This is a genomic window from Alteribacillus bidgolensis, assembly GCF_002886255.1.
GTDB lineage: Bacteria > Bacillota > Bacilli > Bacillales > Marinococcaceae > Alteribacillus > Alteribacillus bidgolensis.
Genome location: NZ_KZ614149.1, coordinates 3,856,310 through 3,879,723, shown reverse-complemented (window position 1 = coordinate 3,879,723; position 23,414 = coordinate 3,856,310). Strand labels below are relative to the sequence as shown.

Here is a 23,414-nt window from a genome sequence, read left to right as displayed (position 1 = left end):
AGAGATAACGCTTTCAAAAAAAGGGGGGGAACTAACTCTAATAAAAACACTTAAACAAAAAAACGATTGAGGAGGATTACATGAGGTTCATTCAAAACAATATTGTACTAAGTGTTTCTCTGTTTCTTGTTGTCCTGTTTGTAATATTTGGAGCTTTTTTTAATGAATTGTTAGAAATGTGGGTTAACTACTTTCTAGCCAATACTGTGGAATATTTTGGGTGGTTTTATTTAACAGCTACTCTTGTTTTTTTGATTATGGCTTTTTTGCTCATTTTCTCAAAGTATGGAAAAATTCGATTAGGGAAAGACACTGACAGACCTGTTTATAGTAAATTATCTTGGATATCGATGTTATTTAGTGCAGGGATGGGGATTGGACTGGTTTTCTGGGGAGTAGCTGAGCCATTATTTCATTATATGACCCCGCCATTTGGAGAAGCGGCTACTGCTAATGCTGCAAATACCGCAATGACCTATACTTATTTTCATTGGGGGTTGCACCCCTGGGCTGTATACACCCTTATTGGATTAAGTTTAGCCTTTTTCCAATATAGAAAGGATCTTCCAGGGCTAATCAGTTCTACTTTTTATCCAATTATCGGGAATCGAATTTATGGACCTATTGGGAAAGGAGTTGACGTTTTAGCAATCTTTGCCACAGTTTTTGGCATTGCCACCTCCTTAGGGCTTGGAACTATGCAAATAGCTGGAGGGTTAAGCCATTTATTTGATGTTCCAAATGTAGTTAGTACGCAAATTTTTATCATTTTAATTGTTACAGTACTTTTTGCAGGATCTGCGCTCATTGGTATTAACAGGGGCATGAAAATTCTTTCAAATTTTAATATTTTACTAGCATTTGGGATTATGATGCTCTTATTGTTTTTAGGACCCACTTCCGAAATCTTCAAAGTATTTACTACTACAACTGGAAGTTATTTAGATGATGTACTTTACATGAGCTTAAGAATCCGCCCTTTTGGTGATAATTCCTGGATTGCAGGGTGGACCTTATTTTACTGGGCATGGTGGATAGCATGGGCTCCATTTGTTGGTAGTTTTATTGCAAAAGTCTCGAAAGGCAGAACTATCAAAGAGTTTATTCTAGGAGTCTTATTTATCCCTACTATAGGCACCTTTGCATGGTTTTCCGTTTTTGGAGGTTCAAGCTTGCACCTTGTACACAATATGGGCAACACAGCCTTATCAGATGCAGCCCAAACTGACGTTACTGAAGCCTTGTTTGTATTTTTTCAATATTTCCCTTTTAGCACCACTTTAAGTTTTATTGCTGTCATACTAGTAGTTAGCTTTTTTGTAACATCAGCCGATTCTTCAACTTTTATTTTATCGGTATTCAGCTCTAAAGGTAACCTTAATCCTTCATGGAAGATCAAGCTCACTTGGGGGTGTTTACTATCACTTGTATCAATTGTTTTACTTTTAAGTGGTAGCCTGGAGACCTTACAATCTGCTTCTATTGCAGCTGCGTTTCCCTTTGCTATTATTATGTCAGTAATGTGCTATTCCCTTTTAAAAGGATTAATTTTGGAGCATAAAAAAATACAAAACTATCCAAAACGAAATGTGTCCAATATCAAGGAGAAGGATCATAAAGAAATTATGTAATAACTTTCATTTTCTTAGCAATTATGGCTTCTGCATTGTAGCACGTATGTGATTTACAGTTATTTCTGTTGCTTCTTCCACTGTATATTCACATCTTTTATTTAGAAACATAGTATGCATACCTTGCCATATAAGAAAATGAATCTCACTAATTTGACTGGCATCTTCAGATTTAATGTAGCCTTTTTCGATACATGGCTTAAGTGCAATAAAGTCTCTTTTTGTAACATTAGATTCTAAGAGCATTTCTCTTAACTCCGCTGGAACTTCGACAAGGTCTGTTGGAAACATTCCATAGTAATCCTTTAAAAGTTTTTCAGCGGGGTAACCTAAGTTTGAAGAAAACACTGCATAATAAATGTGGGGATCACTAAAAGAGAACCTAGAAAAACACTCCCAAATTTTTAGATACTGTTCCAAAGGATCTTCAGTGGAAGCAAGATATTCAGGTAAAGCATTAATATATTTTTTCACGTAACGCATCGATGCAAAAAATATTAAATGGGAGAGTTCTTCAAAGTAATTATAAATGGTTGCACTATTAAAGCCGGCTAAGTCAGCAACTTTTCGAATGGTGATTTTATCCATTCCTTCTTGTTCAATAATTTCGGAAGTGGCATCTATGAAATATACCATCATTCGGATGGTCTGGATTTCTTTGTTTTTGGCCTTTTTCACTCAATTCACCTCTAATCATGATTAAAATGTGATTACGATAAGTTTAGTATAGCATAATTTTTTGTTATATAGGTTAAAATTTTATTTTTTTTTAGTGAAATAACCTTAAAAATATAGTAGGGAGTGGTTTTAATGGAGACTAATAAAATTCAAAAACTTTTAGTTGCTAACAGAGGAGAAATTGCCATCCGTATTTTCCGAGCATGCACCGAATTGCATATTCGAACCGTTGCGGTGTATTCAAGAGAAGACTCCAGTGCGTTTCACCGGTACAAAGCAGATGAAGCTTACTTAATTGGCGAAGGAAAAAAACCGATTGATGCGTATCTTGATATTGAAAGCATTATAGAAACAGCAAAAAGCAATGACGTAGATGCAATTCATCCAGGCTATGGTTTTTTATCAGAAAACCTTGAATTTGCACAAAGATGTAAAGAAGAAGGCATTATCTTCATCGGCCCTGGTACCGAACATCTACATATGTTCGGGGATAAGGTACGAGCAAGAGAAACGGCTATTAGAGCCGGACTTCCTGTTATTCCAGGAAGTGACGGACCGGTTTCCGGCATCCATGAAGTCAAAAAATTTGCTGATGAACATGGATTTCCATTTATTATTAAAGCCGCTCTTGGCGGAGGCGGACGCGGGATGCGGATCGTACGCAGCCCTGAAGCGTTAGAAGAAGCGTATGACCGTGCACGCTCTGAGGCGAAATCTTCCTTTGGCAGCGATGAAGTGTACGTGGAAAAGTTCATTGAAAATCCAAAGCATATTGAAGTGCAGGTGCTTGGGGACAAAGAAGGCAACATCGTGCACCTTTATGACAGAGACTGCTCTGTACAGCGCCGTCACCAGAAGGTCGTTGAAATTGCTCCAAGCGTGTCTTTAAGTCAGGAACTTCGGGAAAACATTTGTAATGCAGCGTTAAAACTGGCGGAGAATATTAATTACGTGAATGCGGGAACGGTTGAATTCCTCGTTAATCCTGACGGTGAATTTTATTTCATTGAAGTAAACCCGCGCGTACAGGTAGAACACACAATAACAGAAATGGTTACAGGGGTGGACATTGTGCAGACACAGCTGTTTATTGCAGCTGGTAAATCATTGCACGGTCCCGAAATCGGCATTCCGAGCCAGGAAAAGATCACTACCAATGGTTATGCGATTCAATCTCGTGTCACGACGGAAGATCCGGCTAACAATTTCTTCCCGGACACAGGAAAAATTATGGCTTATAGATCAAGCGGCGGTTTTGGCGTACGCCTCGATGCTGGTAATGGTTTCCAGGGTGCTGTCATTACACCTCACTATGACTCACTGCTTGTTAAGGTATCTACGTGGTCGCTTACTTTTGAGGGTGCCGCAGCTAAAATGCTTCGGAACCTTCAGGAATTCCGTATTCGCGGTATTAAGACAAACATCGCATTTTTAGAAAATGTCGTTCAGCATGAACAGTTTTTAACAGGGGAGTATAATACATCCTTTATTGATTCTACACCTGAATTATTTGTGTTCCCGAAACGAAAAGACCGCGGGACAAAATTGCTCACTTTTATCGGTGAAACCATTATTAATGGCTATCCAGGCCTTGAACAAGAGAAAAAACCGGTATTTGAAAAGCCTGAAGTTCCTAAAATTAAACATAGTGAACCGTTTTCTAACGGAACGAAGCAGATATTAGACGAAAAAGGCCCGGAAGGTTTAGCCGAATGGGTAAAGAATCAAAAAGAAGTATTGCTCACGGACACTACGTTCCGTGATGCCCACCAATCTCTGCTTGCTACTCGGTTCCGGACTCATGATTTAAAGAAAATCGCAGAGCCGACATCACGGCTGCTCCCAAATCTATTCTCTTCTGAAATGTGGGGCGGGGCTACATTCGATGTGTCGATGAGATTTTTACATGAAGACCCTTGGGAGCGTTTGTTAGTATTAAGAGAAAAAATGCCGAACATGCTCTTCCAGATGCTGCTGCGTGCATCGAATGCGGTCGGCTATAAAAACTACCCTGATAATGTGATCAAAGAATTTGTTGAAAAATCTGCTATAGCAGGTATAGACGTGTTCCGTATCTTTGACTCCCTTAACTGGGTGGAAGGCATGAAGCTTGCTATCAATGAAGTCCGCGAACAAAACAAAATTGCAGAAGCTTCGATGTGCTATACAGGGGATATTCTTGATCCTAAACGTGACAAATATGACCTAAATTACTATAAAAACCTGGCCAAACAATTAGAAGAAGCAGGTGCTCATATCCTGGGTATTAAAGATATGGCAGGACTGCTTAAGCCGGAAGCTGCTTATCAGCTCATTTCTGAATTGAACGAAACGATTGATATTCCAATCCACCTGCATACCCATGATACGAGCGGCAACGGCATTTTAACTTACGCACGTGCAGTGGAAGCTGGCGTAGATATCGTTGATGTGGCGGCAAGCTCTATGGCAGGGCTGACTTCCCAGCCTAGTGCAAACAGTCTTTATTATGCCTTAAAGGGAACAGAACGGCAGCCGAATATTGATGTAAAAGCACTTGAGGCGCTTAGTGAATATTGGGAGTATACCCGTAAATATTATCAAGGCTTTGAAAGCGGCATGAACGCCCCGCATACAGAAGTATATGAACATGAAATGCCGGGCGGACAGTACAGCAACCTGCAGCAGCAGGCAAAAGCTGTAGGATTGAAAGGCCGCTGGAATGAAGTGAAAAAGATGTACCGCCGTGTAAATGACATGTTTGGAGATGTAGTAAAAGTAACACCATCATCCAAAGTAGTCGGTGATATGGCCCTTTACATGGTACAAAATGATTTGACAGAAGATGATATTTACGAAAAAGGAGAAAACCTTGACTTCCCGGATTCGGTTGTAGAGTTCTTCCATGGCTTTCTTGGACAACCTTACCAGGGCTTCCCGAAAGAACTTCAGCAAATCATCCTAAAAGGGAAAGAAGCCATCACCCACCGTCCAGGCGAACGGTTGGAGCCGGTGAATTTCCAGGAAGTGAAAGAAAATTTATATCATAAGCTTGACCGCCAAGTAACGAGCCATGATATAATCTCTTATGCTCTCTATCCAAAAGTGTTTATGGACTTTGAGCGGTTCCGCCAGCAATTTGGTGATGTATCCGTTCTTGATACACCGACTTTCTTTTACGGTCTCCGCTTAGGAGAAGAAATTGAAATTGAAATTGAGCAGGGGAAAACGTTAATTGTCAAACTTGTTTCGATTTCTAAACCACAGGATAATGGAAATCGTATAGTATACTTTGAATTAAACGGTCAGCCTCGTGAAGTAATCATTAAAGACCAAAACGTAAAAACAGCGGCATCTGACCGGCCGAAAGTAGATAAAACAAATCCTAACCAGATTGGTGCGTCTATGCCGGGAACCGTTGTGAAAAAGCTCGTCGAGAAAGGTGAGAAAGTCAAAAAAGGCGATCACCTTATGATCACAGAGGCTATGAAAATGGAAACAACTGTACAAGCTCCTGTTAATGGAATAATTAAAGAAATATATGTCTCCGGGGGAGAAACTATTGAAACGGGTGATTTATTATTAGAAATAGAAAGATAAAGACTAAAGAATCATTCGACATTTATCACATTCCAAAATAGGAATAAACAGTAAATTCCTTCTGTGGATCCCTTTGAAAAATCCCTTTGAAATAAATTGGAGGTAACTTACCCCGGGGCTCTCCAATTACCTCACGTATCCGTAAATAAAGGGGCTGTCCCAAAAGCCCCTATAAACATGAAGAAACCAACCGTAAGGAGAGATAATCACGGTTGGTTTCTTTTGCGTTTTAGATAGGGCCCTCGAAACAGCCCCTACTTTTCCCTATATAGAATTTTTCCACTGGTCCATGATAAAGTAATGCTGCTCACCTCAAGCGATCACCAGAGAAAAAAGTCTCCCTCTTAGAGCTGAAAGATTAGAAATATATCCTTATTCGCTCGAGTGCAGGACTTCAGTACTTTTTAATGCAAGCCAATCCCCAAAGTGGAGTTAAACCGAAAGTAATGCTCAGCAGCCAAAACGGATAGAAACAAAAAGTTAAGTGCGTGAACTAAGATATTCAACGCTTAAAAGCAAAATTCCGCTCTGCTTTTTGATTCTCCCACACCTGTAGGATTTAATTCGTCACCCGGACTATTGTCCTCCCATGTCATCGATGAACCAATGACAAAGCCGCGTTCTTCAATAGCATGATCATCTCAACAGCCGGTGAAATAGTAAGGTAGGAATTCCAATACTCTCAGTGAACTTTCCGATACAGATAAATCTCCTTAACATTTTCCATTAAAAAACCAGCTTCTTTATCTATATGCTAATCATCTAGTTACTTAATTTATGATAAAAAAATTGCTGTATATCCCACCTGCCCCTATTTTCCTAGAGTTAGAGAACCTTATGATAATATAGTTTCACATCAAAAATTTTCAATATTCTGTACTGTTAATAAAAACGATAAAGAAATGGTTCAAGGTTTCTATAAATATAGATTAATTTTTAAACTACTTCTTTTAAAAACAAATTATTAATCGCTGTTGCAAATTCTCTCATATTTTTGATGTTCTCTAGTTGAATGATCATTTCAATTATTTGTTCACTATTCTTCCTGCCTATAATTGGTTCAGTCAAAGAAAGAAATTTCTGTCTAATTTCAAAATTCGATACCTCTCTGAAAGGTTTGACTAATCCTAAATGTTTTGAACCTCGTTGACACATATTTAGTTTAAATTGAAGGTCCTTAATTAAATACTCTCTTCCTATATCTTGTATATCAGGACTAATAGTTAAATTAGAATTTGAAAAATGTTCTCCCTTACGTTCAATTCCCTTTTCGGTAAGATACGATGAGTTAACGCCGGCCATACTACCCCAGGCAGCTACATCAGATTGATCAATGGAACAATCAATAGAAGTCATTAAAGGAGAATAGGTTATATAATGTTCAGTAGATCCTAAAACATACTCTATTTTATCTTCAGGCAACCCTATGACCCGGCTCCCCCCTGCTCCAGCTCCCATGGCGGCCCAAGAACAATGTTGATGAATATTTGAACCCGAATGATTACCGATCATCTCCGACCGAATTCCTACCTCGTATCCTATCAGCAAAGCGGATAAAAAGGTTTCACCACTTACCTCTCTATCTTCTGAGATAGCAAAAATGGCGGGGAAAATAATAGAACCAAGGGGACCATTGATTAAAGAATGACTATCGTCGAATCTGAGAGCACCAGCCATTGTTGCATTCATAAATGCTGCTCCAACTGAATTTAATTTTTCAGATGATAAATAGACGGAGCAATCCCCTTTTTTCCAGAGTTCAAAAGCATAGTCTTTAGCACTTTTAAATTCTTTTGTTTGAGAGCCTGCTATTATACTTCCGACAATATCTATAATTGCTTTTTTCAGCGTTTCTTGGACTATCGGTTGAGTTTCTTTATATTGCTCTTCCAGAATAAAAGTTGTCATTCTATTCATCATAAAGCCCTCCCTGTCTTTTTTAATCAATTAACTCTTCTTCCTTTAACCAGTTCCTACTGACTTCAAGCGTGTTTGCATGTTCGATATCCACTTGATAATTAAGGGTCCTGATTGTTTCATTATCTAAACGTTCAGCAATGTTGTTTAAGAGTTCGGGCAAATCGTTAAACTTTTCGATCACTTCTTTTCTTACGACCGGAGCTACGTTATAAGCTGGAAAAAATGATTGGTCATCCTCTAACGCAACAATATTTAAGTTATGAATACTTCCATCAGTAACAAAACCAACGATAGCATCTGCGCGTTTGTCCTCCAGAGCCTTGTACGTTAAATTATAATCTAGCCCAATAACTTGGTCAGATGATAAGTCAAAATCGTAGGCTTCTTCCAGTCTCTTGAGCCCATCTTCTCGCTTGTAAAATTCTTTTTCAGAGGCCAATTTTAATTCACCTCCATTTTTAATGTAGTCTGCTAAATCTGAAACTGTAGTAATTCCATGCTTTTTAGAAAACTCCTCTCTCACTAGAATAGCGTAGGTATTATTAAACTCAGATTTTTCAAGCCAAACAATGTCATTTTCTTTGTCTAATCCTTTTACTTTTTTATAAGCTGTCTCTGGATCATTCTCCCCTTTTTCATTTAAATGAAGCGTAAGAGCAGTTCCTGTGTATTCCCAGTAAAAATCTATATTGTCATCTACGAGAGCGGAACGAAGATCAGGACTTGACATATTACTAACTGTTTCGACTTCATATCCATTTTCTCTTAAATATACAGAAGTGATAGTTAAGAGAAGGGACTGTTCTGTAAAATCCTTTGCTCCAATAGTTAATTTACCTTTACTTGTCGGTTGTTTTTCTAATTCATTATTTGAATGTCCATTCATACACCCAAACAATAAAAAAAGAAACAAAAGAAATAAAATAAGTGTTTTCTTCTTATAGTTCTTACATGTTTTATTCTTCATGACTTCCCCTCTCACTATATTTATTGCAAATATCATGCCATCCTTAAAGCCTTTTCATTTCTAATTTTGAATTGAAATTGTAAAAAAGTTTACTGATAACGTAAAATTTTTTTTACAAAAAGGGACAATCATAAAAATACTGATTCTCCCTACTCTTTTTGGAAATATTTATTCATTTTATATAACAAGGTTTGACGAGAAATTCCTAATTTCTTTGCAGCTGTCGCAGGTTGACCTGTTGCATCATCCAAGGCTTTAAGGATCAACTGTTTTTCTATAGACTCTAATTTCTCAGGAAGAGGTTTATCATTTTCAATGTTTATTTCTTTTATATCCACGTTTTCTTTAGATTCTTTTATCTTCTCTGGAAAATCATCAATATATAATGTGGTGCCTTGACACAGGACAACAGCTCTTTCGACTGCATTTTTTAACTCCCTCACATTTCCAGGCCAATTATAATTTTTTAAAATGTTTAAAGCATCTCTATCAATTGTATAATTACGACCATCTTTTTTTCTGAATCCCTCTAGAAACTTTTCAAGCAACAAGGGGATGTCGTCTTTGCTCTTCCGTAAAGGAGGGATACAGATATCTACAATATTTAACCGGTAATACAGATCTTCTCGAAATAATTCACTTTCTACCATTTTCCTTAAATCTCGGTTAGTAGCTGTAATGATTCTAACATCAATATGTTTAACTTCATCACTGCCAACAGGCATATAGGTTTTGTCCTGTGTTATCTGCAGCAGTTTAGCTTGAAATGCCGGGGATATCTCTCCTATCTCATCTAAAAAAATCGTACCCCCATTAGCTGCTTCAAACTTTCCTTTTCGGTTGCTTTGGGCTCCGGTGAACGCCCCTTTTTTGTGTCCAAATAGCTCGGTTTCTAATAACTGTTCAGGAATAGACGCACAGTTTACTGGGATAAATGGTGATTTGCTTCGTTCACTTAAATTATGAATGGATTTTGCAATTAAACTCTTTCCTGTCCCGCTTTCTCCTTGAATTAAAACATTCGCATCTGTTGTGGAAACTCGTTCAACCAACTTAAATACTTTTTTCATAATAGAACTAGCTCCAAATATCTCATCTACCATCGTAGTTTGTTTTAATCTTTCCTTTAATGTATCATTTTCTTCTTTTACTTTTAGCCATTCTAACGCTTTTTCTATAACTACTGAGATCTGCTCCATTCTTACCGGTTTAATGATGTAATCAAAAGCTCCAGCTTTCATTGCCGTTACTGCATTTTCAACGTTAGCATAAGCCGTCATCAGTATATATATTTTCTTTGGATAGAGGGAAGTAAATTCTCTTAATAAATCTACCCCGCTGCAATCTGGAAGCTTTAGATCAAGAAAAATAATATCAACTTCTAACTCTCTTATCTTATTTCGGGCTTCTTGCCCATTAGCTGCAGTAAAAACTGTATATCCTCGCTTTTTTAAGGATACTTGGAATATTTTTAATAATTTATGTTCATCGTCAACCAGTAATATGGATCTCACCAGAATCTTCCCCTTCCTCCAGAGATTTCGGTAAAGAGATATAAATTGTCGTCCCTTCCCCTTCCTTACTTTTAACACTAATCTCTCCATCTTGTTGTGTAATAATTTCATAAGCAATTGATAGTCCCAAACCTGTTCCTTCTTTTTTGGTAGTATAAAAAGGGTTAAATATCCAATCAACCTTTGAAGAGGGAATTCCATACCCTGTGTCTCTAATTTCTATTTCCCAACTTATACCTTGATCTTCTATATCAATAGACAGTTCACCGCCTGATTCCATTGCCTGTAAGCTATTTAAAATTATATTTAAGAAAACTTGTCCTAATTTGCTCTCATTAGATAGGACATAAGCAGAATCATACTTTCGGTATTCTGATATCACTGTAATTTGTTGTTCGTCAAATTTTTTTCTTAATAATGATAATAGTTCATCGAAAATCCAAACTAGATTAATTCTGTCTTTTACAACTTCACTGTCATCCTTGGCCATTTTCAAAAAATCTGTTAAAAGCATGTTCATGCGTTCTGTAGTTTCAAGAATATCGTCGCTTAATTCTTTTATGAAATCCTTGTTTAATTTTTTATCCATTGTTTCGTATTGAATGCCTTCAGCAGCTGCTTGAATAATACTTAAGGGATTTTTTACTTCGTGAGCAATTCCAGATGTTAGTTGTCCTAAAGAAGCTAACCTTTCACTTTGTTTTGCATAGTTTTCTAATTTTTTCATTTCACTTACATCACGTATGATTAACAGAGTACCCGCTTTCTTCCTAATTTCATCTTTAAACTCGGCAGAGTAAATCCGTACCTCATGTTCTTTTTCCTCTATATCTATTAAAGAAGCTTCAACTTCATTAAATTCCCTTCCTTCTAAAAGCTTTTCCCAAGAAACACTTTCTTCTTGTTTGTTACATTCAAGCTGGAAATTAAATAAAAGTTTCCCCACCGCTTCTTTTCTGTTACATTTCAATAACTTTTCTGCACCTTTATTAAAAGTTAAGATCTTGCCCGTTTGGTTTGTCGTAATCACCGCATAAGGAATTGATTCTAGAATGTTAGCTAGTCTTTTTCTTTTGTTAATGAGTTCGTTTGCCATACTGTCCATAGTAACAGATAAGTCTTGTAAGTCGTCATTTGTGTTAATGAGATTAAAACCTCTTCTTTTGCCATCTTTATATTCTTTTGCTTGATTGATAAGATTATGGATAGGTTTAACTACACTGATAGTACCAAATATAGTAAATAAAATTGCCATTAGGGAGACGACCAGAAACCCTTCTATTAAAACTTTTTGTACAGTGACTATCGGAACAATAGCCTGTTTCTCAGTCTCTCCAACGATTAATCCAAAGTCGCTTGATAAAATAGGTCGATATGCTAAAAGCATCTTTTGAGCAAATATGATCCCCTCCCAATTTCCAATACGACTTCTATTCAAAAAATCATTTATTTGATGATTTTTCAAATATTTTCCAATATAACTATCGTCCGTATGGGCAATAACCCGGCCATTCCTATCAATCAAAGCATTTATTCCTTCTTGACCAATTTGTACTTGGCTCAATGCAGTTGACAAACTTTCCAAATCTATAAGTGCACTGACTCCACCTTTAAATTCTCCATCACTATTAAGAATAGGAACGGATACCGCAATAGTTTGTGTGCCATTTTGCAGTGTAATTAAATCAGAGATGTAATACGTTTTACTCCAATGAAGGCGCTTTCTAATTTTATCTAAATCTTCATCTCGAAAAAAATAGTTTTCAGGCACTGAAATAAGCCTTTTTCCGTCTTCATTGAAGACTTGTACGTAAGAAAAAAAAATATTCTCTAATACCAATTCGCTTAATTCCTCATGTAAATCTTCAACTTCTTTCTCACTGTTCAATTCATTTGGAGAGACATTATTGATTTCACTCACTATTTGTTGGAACGCTGCATCTGTATGGCTTGCAAGAGTCTTAGCCATTAGTTCATTACGTTCGTCTATTCTTTCTCGAATTGAATGATTTAATACAAAGGTTGCTATAGTAAATATGAGGGTTAAGGAGACAATACTCCCAACAAGCGACAATATAAAAAATTTTTTTGTTAATTTAGATCGGAGAAATATCATGACCTTTTTATTCCCTTTCATAAACTGAAACTTATTAAGTATCTGTATTTATATTATATATTAAAGTGAAATTATTTTCTAAATAGAAAAAAAATTTTTTCTTTAATTTTAAAATTATCATGTTTATGTTATAATCATGATTAGTTCTCAGAATTAAAAAGTGAAAGGGGCGATTTGTATGTTAAAAACAAAGGGGCTAGAAGGAATTGTAGCAACAACATCATGTGTAAGTTCCATCATTGATGATCAATTGAGGTACCAGGGATATAATATTGATGATCTTACTGAAAATGCTAGTTTTGAAGAAGTAATTTATCTATTATGGAATGGAAGACTTCCCAAAAAAACTGAACTAAATGACTTAAAAAAACAACTTTCCTACAACAGTGCGCTACCTAAAACATTTTTAGACCAAATGAAATCTTCTCCTCTTAAGGATTTACATCCCATGGCTGCTCTTCGTACGTGGATTTCCTATTTATCCTTTTTTGACACTGAAGCTGATAAATTAATTAAGGAAGCCAATTATAGAAAGGCTATCAGAATACAAGCAAAAATCCCGACCATAGTAGCTGCTTTTGCACGAATTAGACAGAATAAAGATCCCCTTGAGCCTAGAGAAGACCTTAATTACGCGGCCAATTTTCTATACATGTTAACCGGAAATGAACCTGAGAAAATTTCAGTTGAAGCTGTAAACAAGGCTCTCATAATTCATGCCGACCATGAATTAAATGCATCGACATTTACCTCCCGTGTTTGCGTAGCGACTTTATCAGACTTGTATTCCGGTGTTACAGCAGCAATTGGTGCCTTAAAAGGTCCTTTACATGGCGGAGCTAACACAGCTGTTATGGAGATGTTAATGCAAATTGGCGAGGTGGAAAATGTAGAACCTTATATTCGTAAAACAATAGATAATAAACAAAAAATCATGGGATTCGGTCACAGAGTTTATAAACAGGGTGACCCGCGGGCAAAGCATCTAAAAGAAATGTCTAAACAACTAACATTAATCACTGGCGAAAGAAAATGGTATGAAATGTCACTCGAAATCGAAAAAATTGTTACTAGAGAAAAAGGACTTTTACCAAATGTTGATTTTTATTCAGCTTCTGTTTATCATAGTCTAGGAATAAAACATGACCTATTTACTCCTATCTTTGCAATTAGCAGAACATCCGGCTGGATTGCACATATTTTGGAACAATATGATAATAATCGCTTAATTCGTCCCCGTGCAGAATATATTGGAGCGGTAAATAAAACATACACTCCACTTGAGAATAGGTAAAAAAATCGAAGTATAACAAAGCGCTAACTTTTTTGTTAGCGCTTTAATTTACTTTATTTCTTTTAGCTTATTTATTATTAGTGGAATTTCTTCAGCAGTCACTGTACGAAAATCAATAAGTACATTTTCTTTTTTAGGCGTGTAATGATTGAAGGGTGCCCCACGCGCAATAGTTCAAAGACCCTATTTGAAGTATACCTTGAATGAGTCAAAGCTACTGCAAAAGTAGGGATTTCCACACCAGGCATTGTACCTCCACCAATTTGTGTCGTGTCTTTTCTTATTTCCCACTTCCAGCTAATAAGTGCCTCGGTATCAATTTGCGAAATAAAGATCTCTACTTTCTCTTTTATTTTTGAAAGGGGCGTTATTAAATCTCCAATCGTCGGTATTTGTTTATGGTTTCCTTGAATGTACGATTTTACTGTAGCCTCAAGAGCAGCCAGCGTCATTTTATCCACTCGCAATACTCTTGCAAGCTGATGTTTTTTTAATTTATTTAACAACTCTTTTTTCCAACAATAATTCCTGCTTGAGGCCCCCCTAACAATTTATCACCACTAAAAGAGACCATGTCTACTCCCGTTTTAAAACTTTATCAACAGTTGGTTCATCACCAATTTCATCCTTATGAAAATCATACAAAGCCCCGCTTCCTAGATCTTCATAAACGAACACATTATTATACTTAGAAGAGAGATCAGATAACTCTTTTGTTTTCACTGACTTTGTAAAACCAATAGTTTTAAAATTGCTTGTATGTACTTTCATTAAAAGAGATGTTCCTTCATTTATAGCATGTTCATAATCAGATAAATAGGTTTTATTTGTTGTACCTACCTCAACGAGCTTTGCATCACTCTCTTCCATAATCGAAGAAACCCTAAAAGATCCTCCAATCTCCACGAGCTCTCCTCTAGACACAATTACTTCTTTTCCTTTTGCTAATGTCCTTAAAATAAGATAAACTGCAGCCACATTATTGTTAACTACCATTGCCCCTTCTGCTCCGGTAATTTCTTTTAATATGGATTCAATAATATCATGTCTTGAACCACGCTGGCCTTGTTCAATATTATATTCTAAATTAGAATAATTTCTAGCAGTTAATACTACTTGCTTAATGGCGTCTTCACTTAATCTTGCCCTTCCTAGATTTGTATGTAGTATGATACCAGTAGCGTTTATCACTCGTTTCAATCGGTATGAAATAAATTCATCAGCTCTTATTTCCAATTTCGCAAAAATTTCCTCTTTTAAAAGAGTTTTTTCAACTTTATCTTCGTATTTATTGCTACGTATTTTCTCCCTTATTAAATCAATTTCTTCTTGAATCCATTGTGTTAATTTACTAGGCGGAATCTCTTTTCGTTTACTAAATTCATGAATCTTTTATCTCTTTTAAGTTTATGGACAGCTGGTAATTCCCTTGCATCTTCTCCCCTTTTTTGCTCTTCGGTAATAAAACCTAGAAAACGTTGTAACTTTCCTTTGTTTAATAGTGTTATATTTAACAATACCATTATATAATCATGATTACAATTTGTATGGATAAATTAACTAAAAGGCTTTTCAGAATAAAAATACTTAAATCCCCTAAGCGTAGAGACACTCTTAAAGAAATATCATAGGCAATCATTTCTTCTCTTCCTTCAGAAGCAGCGATTTCCCTGGTTATAATTGGTTTGCTCAACAACTTTTGATGGTATAACAATTCATTTTTATTTTAAACCTTATGTTTACTTTTTTTTCACAATTAGATATATTTATGATAACTGAAAGTAATCATGATTAATATTTTCTGAGCTATTACCTTTCAAAAGTTTGTACACGGAGAGGATCGATAAAAATGAACTTAAAAAGAGTTGAAACCTTTTTACTCATTATAGATTATAAAAGTTTTTCGGCTGTTGCTGACATATTGAATATTAGTCAACCTGGCGTCACTAAACAATTAAAAACTTTAGAAAAAGACTTAGGATCCACACTTTTAAATCGAACCTCATTAGAACCTACAGAAGCAGGACGAGTTGCTTATAAAAAAGGGCAAAAACTATTACGTGATTGGAAATTGTTAGAGGAAGAATGTCGGGTATTCCAAAATAACGTAACGGGGCTTCTTCGCATTGGAGCAAGCACAATTCCCGGCACATATATTGTCCCTCCTTTATTGAAAACATATATAGATTCCAACCCGCATGTAGAAATCTCTCTTAAGGTAGGTGACTCTGAAAATATTTTAAATCTTATACAAAATGAGCAATTAGATATTGGTATTATAGGTTGTCAAATTGCAAATAAAGAATTAAACCATGAATGTATTGCTCAAGATAAATTAACTTTAATTGGACCAAATAACAGTGAAGAAATTGAAGATTTTGAAGATATAAGAGATCTTCCTTTCATTTTCAGAAGTGAACGTTCAGGTACATGGAAAGCCGTTCAAAAAGGAATATCTGAATGGGGAGGTTCAGTGAACGAGTTGCATTGCTTAACTACTGTCCATAGTACCGAAAGTGTTATAACAATGGTAGAATCAGGATTAGGGTATTCCTTTGTATCGCATATTGCGGCTCAAAATGCTAATAAACAGAAAAGGATAAAAATTCTTTTAGAACTGCCTGTCAAACGAAATTTTTATTTTGTCTATCCTTCTCATAAACGGAACAACGTTACTATTATGACAATGATAGAATTAATAGAAAAAAAAATTAATGAAAGAATTGGCATTTAAAAAGCTACTATTTACCTTATTTTATAACATTAAATTCACCAAGTACTTTTTACCCTTATGTGCTGCTTTGATCGGTTAGTGACGGTCTTTTTGGACATGGGAAAAGAGTTCTATTGCGCTTTTTTCTTCGTGTTCCAAAGAGTGTTATTTTAATTTCGTCAAAAAACTGTTAGGTTTACGTATTATGTTTTTTTATTCCGTTTCTGTTGTACCTTTTAATTTTCTAAGATGGCTTCTGTATAAGTATTACAATTACCAATGATATGAATAAATACGTAGTAAATATTTCTATTAAAAACCTGAGTGATTACACTCAGGGTATACTTATCATTCATTTCTTTTCCTTTATTTTAACATATTATGGCAAGATTGTTAAAACTAGCGGGATTAAATACCGAACTTACTCCGCACTCGTTACGACATACTCATACTTCTATTTTTGCCGAGGCAGAAGTAAGTCTTCCACAAATTATGAAACGATTAGGGCATGAGGATGAGTCCACTACAAAAAATGTTTACCTGCATATAACAAAAGAGATGAAAAAAAAGAGGCTTCCCAAAAGTTCAAAGAACTCATGGAAAACCTCTGATTTTAAGCCCTTATTTAAGAATATGTTACCCGTTTGTTACCCCTGAACGCTTTTCAAGGAGTACAAGGGCCTTCAAACCTTATTATCATGGGGTTTTTGAGCAGATCTCGGACTAAGACCGCGACGTCCGAGTGACCAACATCCTAGATTAAGGAACTTAGGCTAAACCCGCAACGTCCTGTTGCAACGCCTAAGCCACCACATCCATGTGGAAGTTACATCATGCCGCCCATTCCTCCCATTCCGCCCATGTCTGGCATTCCGCCGCCGGCACCGCCGCCTTCGTTTTCTTCAGGCTGGTCAGCGATAACAGCTTCGGTTGTGAGGAACATAGCGGATACGGAAGAAGCGTGCTGCAATGCAGAACGAGTAACTTTTGTAGGGTCAACAATACCTGCTTCAACCATGTCTACCCATTCACCAGTAGCAGCGTTAAATCCGGTTCCTACTTTTTCACCTTTCATGCGTTCAACTACAACGGAGCCTTCAAGTCCTGCATTATGGGAGATTTGACGAAGCGGCTCTTCTAATGCGCGTAGAACGATGTTTCTGCCTGTTGCTTCATCTCCATCAACAGAGATAGCCTGCACAGCTTTATAAACATTCATAAGAGCTGTACCACCACCGGATACGATACCTTCTTCTACTGCAGCGCGAGTAGAGTTCAGTGCGTCTTCGATGCGAAGCTTGCGTTCTTTCATTTCTGTTTCAGAAGCAGCGCCGACTTTAACAACAGCTACACCGCCTGCAAGCTTAGCAAGACGCTCTTGCAGTTTTTCACGGTCAAATTCAGAAGTTGTTTCTTCGATTTGTGCTTTAATTTGGTTCACACGACCGGAAATGTCTTCTGGCTTACCGGAGCCTTCAACAATCGTAGTGTCATCTTTGTTTACAACTACTTTTCCTGCACGGCCGAGCTGGTCAATTGTAGCAGATTTCAGATCAAGACCAAGATCTTCAGTGATTACTTCGCCGCCTGTTAGAAGAGCGATGTCTTCAAGCATTGCTTTACGACGGTCGCCAAAGCCTGGTGCTTTTACTGCTACAGCATTGAACGTACCGCGAAGTTTGTTCACAACTAGTGTAGCAAGTGCTTCGCCTTCTACGTCTTCAGCGATGATCAAAATTGGCTTATTTTGCTGTACCACTTGCTCAAGAAGCGGAAGAACTTCTTGGATATTGGTGATCTTCTTATCAGTAATAAGAATATATGGATCTTCTAGTTCAGCAACCATTTTATCGGAGTCCGTTACCATGTAAGGAGACGCGTATCCACGATCGAACTGCATACCTTCTACAACTTCAAGTTCAGTTTCAAGACCTCGGGACTCTTCTACTGTGATAACGCCGTCATTTCCTACACGATTCATTGCTTCAGAAATGATTTGGCCTACTTCATCACTAGATGCGGAAACAGATGCAACTTGTGCGATAGATTCGCTGCTTTCGATCGGCTTAGAAATCTTTTTCAATTCTTCTACTGCCACTTCCGTAGCTTTTTCAATCCCTTTGCGGATTCCCATTGGGTTCGCACCGGAAGTTACGTTTTTCAAGCCTTCTTGAATCATAGCTTGAGCCAAAACAGTCGCTGTTGTTGTACCGTCACCAGCGATATCATTTGTTTTGCTGGCTACTTCAGATACGAGCTGAGCACCCATGTTTTCAAAGTTGTCTTCCAGCTCAATTTCTTTAGCAATTGTAACACCGTCATTTGTAATAAGCGGAGAACCAAATTTTTTCTCCAATACAACGTTGCGGCCTTTTGGCCCTAATGTTACTTTTACAGCGTTAGCAAGCTCATCTACCCCACGCAGCATTGCACGGCGGGCGTCTTCACGGAATTTAATATCTTTAGCCATCGTTTCAACCTCCTGAATAAATGTAATATGTAGGGTTTTTAGACCCTGTTATTAACCAATGACAGCGAGTACGTCACTTTCGCGAAGGATAAGATAATCGTTTCCTTCGTACTTCACTTCTGTTCCTGCATATTTAGAGAAAATAACAGAATCTCCTTCTTTTACTTCCAGTGCAATGCGCTCTCCATTGTCTGAGACGCGTCCGTTCCCAACTGCGACAACTTTACCTTCTTGAGGCTTTTCCTGCGCAGAATCCGGAAGCACGATTCCGCTTTTTGTTTTTTCTTCAGTTTGGACTTGCTCGATTACGAGTCGATCACCAAGAGGCTTTAACAAGGTAAACACCCTCCTTTAGGATTTGCTCGGCAACTGCTGCAAACAGCGGCAGCAAGGATTACCGACATTTTTTGATATTATTAGCACTCAAGTTAAGCGAGTGCTAATACCAATTATTATGATAATCATTTCCCTTCGTTTTTGCAAGAGAAAAGACAAATTTTTTCTAAAATGTTTATTCATTCATCCAAACTCTTTTTTCTAATTGATATTTTAACGCCCTTTTACTTCTTTTAAGGAATTCACCCCTCAGACAGATTTCCCTTTCTATTCAAGTTTTAACCATCCTCTTGTCACAATAACTTCACATACCTTATGGCTCTCGTTTCTATTCGCATTATGATACAATACGGGCATATGCTTAATAGAGGAGTTGAACTAAGGTGAACAGTCGTTATTGGGCTATACTTATTGTTTACATATTAATGCATGTTTCCGGAATTTTTGGCGTGCCTTTTCTGTATGGAAGAGGATTAGATCTAAACGAAAGTTTTGCGGCCTGGAGCATGTGGAGTTTTATTGTTACATTAATACTCATCTTATTTTTACTCCTGCCAGAACGCCGTTACAAACATCCAAGGTTAGAACGCACGACGGCAGGACATGCAGTGAAGTGGTCTATCTTTGGGATTTTCTTGGCATTTATTGCTCAATATCTAGCGATTATGATTGAAACATACGCATTTGGTATTGAACCTGGTTCAGAAAATACTCAAGATATACTAGAAATGGTAAAGATGGTTCCTATATTTGCCATCGTGGTTGCTATCATTGGTCCTATCTTAGAGGAAATCGTATTTAGAAAAGTAATTTTTGGGGCATTCTATAAACGTTTTAACTTTGTTATTTCTGCATTATTAAGTTCTGTTATTTTCGCGGTTGTGCACCTTGATTTTACACACATTTTAATTTATACCGCTGTAGGTATTACTTTCTCATTTTTATATGTCAAAACAGGACGAATTATAGTACCTATTATCGCCCACGTAGCCATGAATGGTTATGCTGTCATTATACAAGTGCTATTAGGGGATAAGCTGCAAGAAATGCAGGAAGAACTCGAACAGATGCAATTCATCTTAGGAGGATGGCCTTTATGAATTTTTCTCCAAACACAATGGGGATGATATATTTTGCTCTTGCCGGGCTGTTTATTTATCTGGCTATTCAAAACGTAAATACGTCGTCCTGGGATTTTTGGGCCTTCTTTTTTGCAGGCGTTGCTGCTATCGACATTATGGTAGGTATCCGTTTTTTCAGAATGAAAACTAAAGATGGAAAAGAAAAGAAATAAGGAAAGCTTGGCGTTTATGCCAAGCTTTTTTTGCACTGTTATAGGTTAAGCATGTAATAAAACACAGATGAGAGGTGTGAAAAGCCAAACTATTATGGAGCGGTTCCCCACCTAGCCGAGGCCATCAAAAAGGGATCTTATATCATTCGGATTTGTCATAAAGCAAGGACCCCAGGATATGGTGTAAGTGTATCGATTATTTGAAGTGAAGGCAATTGAATGCAAAATGATCGCCTCCATTCTTTCCGTAAAGAGCAAATTTGTTCGTGTAAAGATCGATAAACGAGATGTCATTTCTAAGCCAAAACTATACCATTCAACGTCCAGCACCCACAGGACGTTGCGAAAGCGGAGTTTTTCTGATTACACTTTTTGTTCTTCTTTATCTCTTTCTTTCTGAGATTGCTTGGCTTTCTTCCCTAATACATTAGCAGCAGGTATAGATAATAATGTAATAGTTCCAAGGACGGCAAAGCTTTCTGTAATAGCTTGAAGGCTTGCAGATTCACTAGAACCGCTGTTGTTAGCGAACACTTGGGAACGCCTTACCTCAAAATAGATCGATACAAAAACAATACCAAGGGCATTACTCATTTGTCGAAATACGCTGTTCATAGCCGAACCTCTAGAAACAAACGCTTCCGGTATAGAATTAATCCCAGCCGTAGAAGCTGGGATACTGCAAAGTCCCATTCCAATTCCCCGTACAGCCATCCATATAAACACCCAAATTAAGGCCGACTCCAAGGAAAGAAAAGCAAGCGCGATAGTACCCGCAGCTAATATCGTTGTTCCTGCGGTCACAACAAGTGCAGCCTTTCCTTTATCTAACAAACGTCCGCCAAGATTAATAAAAATACCGCTCATTAAAGCCGTCGGTAAAAAAATCAATCCTGTCATCACCGCATCATAACCATATACATTCTGTACGAGCAGAGGAATTAAAAAGATTCCAGCAAACAAACCAACGCTAGATAAACCTGTAATATACATACTTAATGAATACGCACTTATACGAAATATAGATAAATCTAGTAGAGGGTAAGCCACTCGCTTTTCAATCTGTATAAAAATAAATAAACATATTATCCCTGATATGATATAACTAATGTTTAACGGTGATTGTAAGTGTTCATAGGAGGAAATATTCCCTAAGGCAAATAAAAGGAGGCCAACTCCTCCTGTAACAAATAAAAAACCCCATTTATCAAAGCGGATATTCGGATTTGTCTTCGTATCTATTAAGAATATTTTCGCAAAAAAGATCGCTGTGATTCCAAACGGAATGTTAACTAAAAATAAGTAATGCCAGCTTGCCATTTCAACAATCAACCCACCGGCAGTAGGGCCCACTGTTGGGGCAAGCATTGCTGCAATTCCCCATACTCCTGTCGCCATTCCCCGCTCATTTCGTGGAAAAGCCTCAAATATTAATGCCATAGACAGAGGCATCATTAATCCTCCACCTACCCCTTGAATACCGCGAAAAAAAATTAACGCTTCAAGGTCCCAGGACAAACTTCCCAAAAAAGATCCTGCCGTAAATATACAAAGACCTGTTATATAAACTTTTTTCTTCCCAAATTTATCGCCAAGAAAGCCTGTAAGGGGCATTGTCACTCCCATTGCTACCATAAAAATAGTAATGACCCACCCAACGGCAACTGCATTTACCTCAAATATGTCCATAAATCGAGGGAGGACTGGATTTAACATGCTATTGTTTAAGATCATTGTAAAGGTTCCCATAAGCAATGAGATAACAATTAACCATTTTCTTGGTAACTTCTTCATTGAGTCCACCATCCAATAAGAACAGCTCAAACGTCTGAGCGGTTAGAAAAACTTGGCTTGCCGCCAAATCCAAAAGGCGGAGCCGTAGTTTTCTTTTTCTTAGACTTTGATCCTTTAACAAGGTTCCTGAAGTACAAAGAAAAGCATAGGCCTTACGCAGCCGACGCCGCCTGCAAAACTTTTCGTACTCTGCCCCTACGCTCGCGCTTCTTTAGAAGAGTACCGTTCTTTTACGCGTGAGCAGAAAAGGGCGCTGGCTATACAATAAAACTGCCTGGATCGCTTTCTGATACGTCCCAGGCAGTTTCTTAGTTATTTTATATTGCGTTCCTTATCTTCTTTTGCCCATTGTTCCATTTTTTCTTGTTCGGCTTTTAATACTTTTTTATATGAAAATCTTGAAATAGTGATACTTACTTCATACAAGAGGAAAAGAGGAGCCGTTACCATTAAATGGGAGACAATTTCCGGCGGTGTGATGAAACCAGCTAATATCAACAATGCAAAATAAGCAAATTTCCTGACTTTTCGCAGCCATGCTGGTGTCACCAATCCCAATCGCGTCAGAAACATAACGACGACCGGAAGTTGAAACAAAAACCCAAATGGAATGGTAAGCTGAAACAAAAAAGCAAAATAATCATTAACACCGTACTGTTCGGTCAAATTAAGCCTATCAGATAGGTTGCTTAAAAAGTGAATGACATTTGGAAACAGAATAAAATAAGCAAAAGCCAACCCGCCAAAAAACAGTATTGTTGCTATCGGAATGTAAGCAAGCGTCACTTTCTTTTCTTTTTCTAATAACCCAGGTGCCACAAAAGCCCAGAGTTGATACAAAAGTAAAGGAAAAATTAAAATTAATCCAATAAAAAAAGAAAAATTCATATACAGCTTCAGAGAATCCGTTAATTTAAACACATTCATCGGAAAGCTTTCTGCTTCCGGTATATTTTGCAAATAAGTAATAAGCACCGGAGAAAGAAACAGACCAAAAATCATGGCAGCAAGAAAAAAACCTCCCACGATTAATATCCTTTTGCGTAATTCTCCAATGTGCTCATAAATGGACATATCGTTCTGAGCCATGATGTACCCGTCCTATTCC

General features: G+C 37.3%; 15 protein-coding genes and 2 pseudogenes. 7 read left to right on the top strand and 10 right to left on the bottom strand.

What is annotated here, in order from left to right; all coding sequences use genetic code 11:
* Nucleotides 1-80: 80 nt before the first annotated feature.
* Nucleotides 81-1,631 (top strand): glycine betaine uptake BCCT transporter, encoded by a 1,551-nt coding sequence (locus tag CEF16_RS19280; protein ID WP_091585425.1) that lies wholly within the window; start codon nucleotides 81-83, stop codon nucleotides 1,629-1,631.
* Nucleotides 1,632-1,652: 21 nt separating this feature from the next.
* On the opposite strand, the gene CEF16_RS19275 is transcribed toward CEF16_RS19280, so the two are convergent.
* Nucleotides 1,653-2,309: a TetR/AcrR family transcriptional regulator gene (locus CEF16_RS19275; RefSeq protein WP_091585423.1), complete on the bottom strand. Its 657-nt coding sequence runs from the start codon at nucleotides 2,307-2,309 to the stop codon at nucleotides 1,653-1,655.
* Nucleotides 2,310-2,441: 132 nt separating this feature from the next.
* Between CEF16_RS19275 and pyc the strand changes: the two genes are divergently transcribed.
* A complete protein-coding gene (gene pyc / locus CEF16_RS19270; protein WP_091585421.1) occupies nucleotides 2,442-5,888 on the top strand; it encodes a pyruvate carboxylase in 3,447 nt (1,148 codons plus the stop codon).
* 936 nt (nucleotides 5,889-6,824) lie between these two features.
* Here pyc and CEF16_RS19265 read toward each other — a convergent pair.
* The 4 genes from CEF16_RS19265 to CEF16_RS19250 form a co-directional block, all read right to left on the bottom strand.
* Entirely contained in the window at nucleotides 6,825-7,808 is a 984-nt protein-coding gene (locus CEF16_RS19265) for an MmgE/PrpD family protein (RefSeq protein ID WP_139185959.1), read from the bottom strand.
* 19 nt (nucleotides 7,809-7,827) lie between these two features.
* Nucleotides 7,828-8,775: an ABC transporter substrate-binding protein gene (locus CEF16_RS19260; protein ID WP_170032150.1), complete on the bottom strand. Its 948-nt coding sequence runs from the start codon at nucleotides 8,773-8,775 to the stop codon at nucleotides 7,828-7,830.
* A gap of 149 nt (nucleotides 8,776-8,924) precedes the next feature.
* Nucleotides 8,925-10,289, bottom strand: coding sequence for a sigma-54-dependent transcriptional regulator (locus CEF16_RS19255; protein WP_091585415.1), 1,365 nt, complete (start codon nucleotides 10,287-10,289; stop codon nucleotides 8,925-8,927).
* The gene (locus CEF16_RS19250) at nucleotides 10,267-12,426 is read right to left on the bottom strand and encodes a sensor histidine kinase (protein WP_091585414.1); all 2,160 of its coding nucleotides are present in this window, start codon (nucleotides 12,424-12,426) and stop codon (nucleotides 10,267-10,269) included. The genes CEF16_RS19255 and CEF16_RS19250 overlap by 23 nt, the downstream gene beginning before the upstream one ends.
* A 157-nt stretch (nucleotides 12,427-12,583) precedes the next feature.
* Between CEF16_RS19250 and citZ the strand changes: the two genes are divergently transcribed.
* Nucleotides 12,584-13,699 carry a citrate synthase gene (citZ, locus tag CEF16_RS19245; protein WP_091585413.1) on the top strand — a complete coding sequence of 372 codons (1,116 nt, stop codon included), beginning with the start codon at nucleotides 12,584-12,586 and terminating at the stop codon, nucleotides 13,697-13,699.
* Between the two features lie 98 nt (nucleotides 13,700-13,797).
* On the opposite strand, the pseudogene selA reads toward citZ, so the two are convergent.
* Nucleotides 13,798-15,013, bottom strand: a pseudogene (selA, locus tag CEF16_RS19240) (L-seryl-tRNA(Sec) selenium transferase).
* 535 nt (nucleotides 15,014-15,548) lie between these two features.
* Between selA and CEF16_RS19235 the strand changes: the two are divergent.
* Both CEF16_RS19235 and CEF16_RS19230 read left to right on the top strand, forming a co-directional pair.
* Nucleotides 15,549-16,433: a selenium metabolism-associated LysR family transcriptional regulator gene (locus CEF16_RS19235; protein WP_091585408.1), complete on the top strand. Its 885-nt coding sequence runs from the start codon at nucleotides 15,549-15,551 to the stop codon at nucleotides 16,431-16,433.
* Nucleotides 16,434-16,793: 360 nt separating this feature from the next.
* A pseudogene (locus CEF16_RS19230) lies at nucleotides 16,794-17,023 on the top strand (tyrosine-type recombinase/integrase); the annotation flags it as partial.
* Nucleotides 17,024-17,238: 215 nt separating this feature from the next.
* On the opposite strand, the gene groL reads toward CEF16_RS19230, so the two are convergent.
* Both groL and groES read right to left on the bottom strand, forming a co-directional pair.
* Nucleotides 17,239-18,882, bottom strand: a complete 1,644-nt coding sequence (gene groL, locus CEF16_RS19225) for a chaperonin GroEL (RefSeq protein ID WP_091585406.1) — start codon at nucleotides 18,880-18,882, stop codon at nucleotides 17,239-17,241.
* 51 nt (nucleotides 18,883-18,933) lie between these two features.
* Entirely contained in the window at nucleotides 18,934-19,218 is a 285-nt protein-coding gene (gene groES, locus CEF16_RS19220) for a co-chaperone GroES (protein WP_091585404.1), read from the bottom strand.
* A 383-nt stretch (nucleotides 19,219-19,601) separates the two neighbouring features.
* Between groES and CEF16_RS19215 the strand changes: the two genes are divergently transcribed.
* Nucleotides 19,602-20,318, top strand: a complete 717-nt coding sequence (locus tag CEF16_RS19215) for a CPBP family intramembrane glutamic endopeptidase (protein ID WP_091585402.1) — start codon at nucleotides 19,602-19,604, stop codon at nucleotides 20,316-20,318.
* The gene (locus CEF16_RS19210) at nucleotides 20,315-20,512 is read left to right on the top strand and encodes a YdiK family protein (RefSeq protein WP_091585401.1); all 198 of its coding nucleotides are present in this window, start codon (nucleotides 20,315-20,317) and stop codon (nucleotides 20,510-20,512) included. Before CEF16_RS19215 ends, CEF16_RS19210 begins: the two co-directional genes overlap by 4 nt.
* Nucleotides 20,513-20,875: 363 nt before the next feature.
* Here CEF16_RS19210 and CEF16_RS19205 read toward each other — a convergent pair whose 3' ends face one another.
* On the bottom strand, nucleotides 20,876-22,306 hold the full coding sequence (locus tag CEF16_RS19205) for an MDR family MFS transporter (protein ID WP_091585398.1): 1,431 nt from the start codon (nucleotides 22,304-22,306) through the stop codon (nucleotides 20,876-20,878).
* Nucleotides 22,307-22,618: 312 nt separating this feature from the next.
* The gene (tatC, locus tag CEF16_RS19200) at nucleotides 22,619-23,395 is read right to left on the bottom strand and encodes a twin-arginine translocase subunit TatC (protein WP_091585396.1); all 777 of its coding nucleotides are present in this window, start codon (nucleotides 23,393-23,395) and stop codon (nucleotides 22,619-22,621) included.
* Between the last annotated feature and the right edge of the window lie 19 nt (nucleotides 23,396-23,414).

What these genes read in the sequence shown, in the direction of transcription:
- CEF16_RS19210 (WP_091585401.1), top strand. Translation starts at nt 20,315, where the DNA reads ATGAATTTTTCTCCAAACACAATGGGGATGATATATTTTGCTCTTGCC.
- CEF16_RS19265 (WP_139185959.1), bottom strand. Translation starts at nt 7,808, where the DNA reads ATGATGAATAGAATGACAACTTTTATTCTGGAAGAGCAATATAAAGAA.
- pyc (WP_091585421.1), top strand. Translation starts at nt 2,442, where the DNA reads ATGGAGACTAATAAAATTCAAAAACTTTTAGTTGCTAACAGAGGAGAA.
- CEF16_RS19260 (WP_170032150.1), bottom strand. Translation starts at nt 8,775, where the DNA reads ATGAAGAATAAAACATGTAAGAACTATAAGAAGAAAACACTTATTTTA.
- CEF16_RS19235 (WP_091585408.1), top strand. Translation starts at nt 15,549, where the DNA reads ATGAACTTAAAAAGAGTTGAAACCTTTTTACTCATTATAGATTATAAA.
- CEF16_RS19250 (WP_091585414.1), bottom strand. Translation starts at nt 12,426, where the DNA reads ATGAAAGGGAATAAAAAGGTCATGATATTTCTCCGATCTAAATTAACA.
- tatC (WP_091585396.1), bottom strand. Translation starts at nt 23,395, where the DNA reads ATGGCTCAGAACGATATGTCCATTTATGAGCACATTGGAGAATTACGC.
- citZ (WP_091585413.1), top strand. Translation starts at nt 12,584, where the DNA reads ATGTTAAAAACAAAGGGGCTAGAAGGAATTGTAGCAACAACATCATGT.
- CEF16_RS19280 (WP_091585425.1), top strand. Translation starts at nt 81, where the DNA reads ATGAGGTTCATTCAAAACAATATTGTACTAAGTGTTTCTCTGTTTCTT.
- CEF16_RS19205 (WP_091585398.1), bottom strand. Translation starts at nt 22,306, where the DNA reads ATGAAGAAGTTACCAAGAAAATGGTTAATTGTTATCTCATTGCTTATG.
- groL (WP_091585406.1), bottom strand. Translation starts at nt 18,882, where the DNA reads ATGGCTAAAGATATTAAATTCCGTGAAGACGCCCGCCGTGCAATGCTG.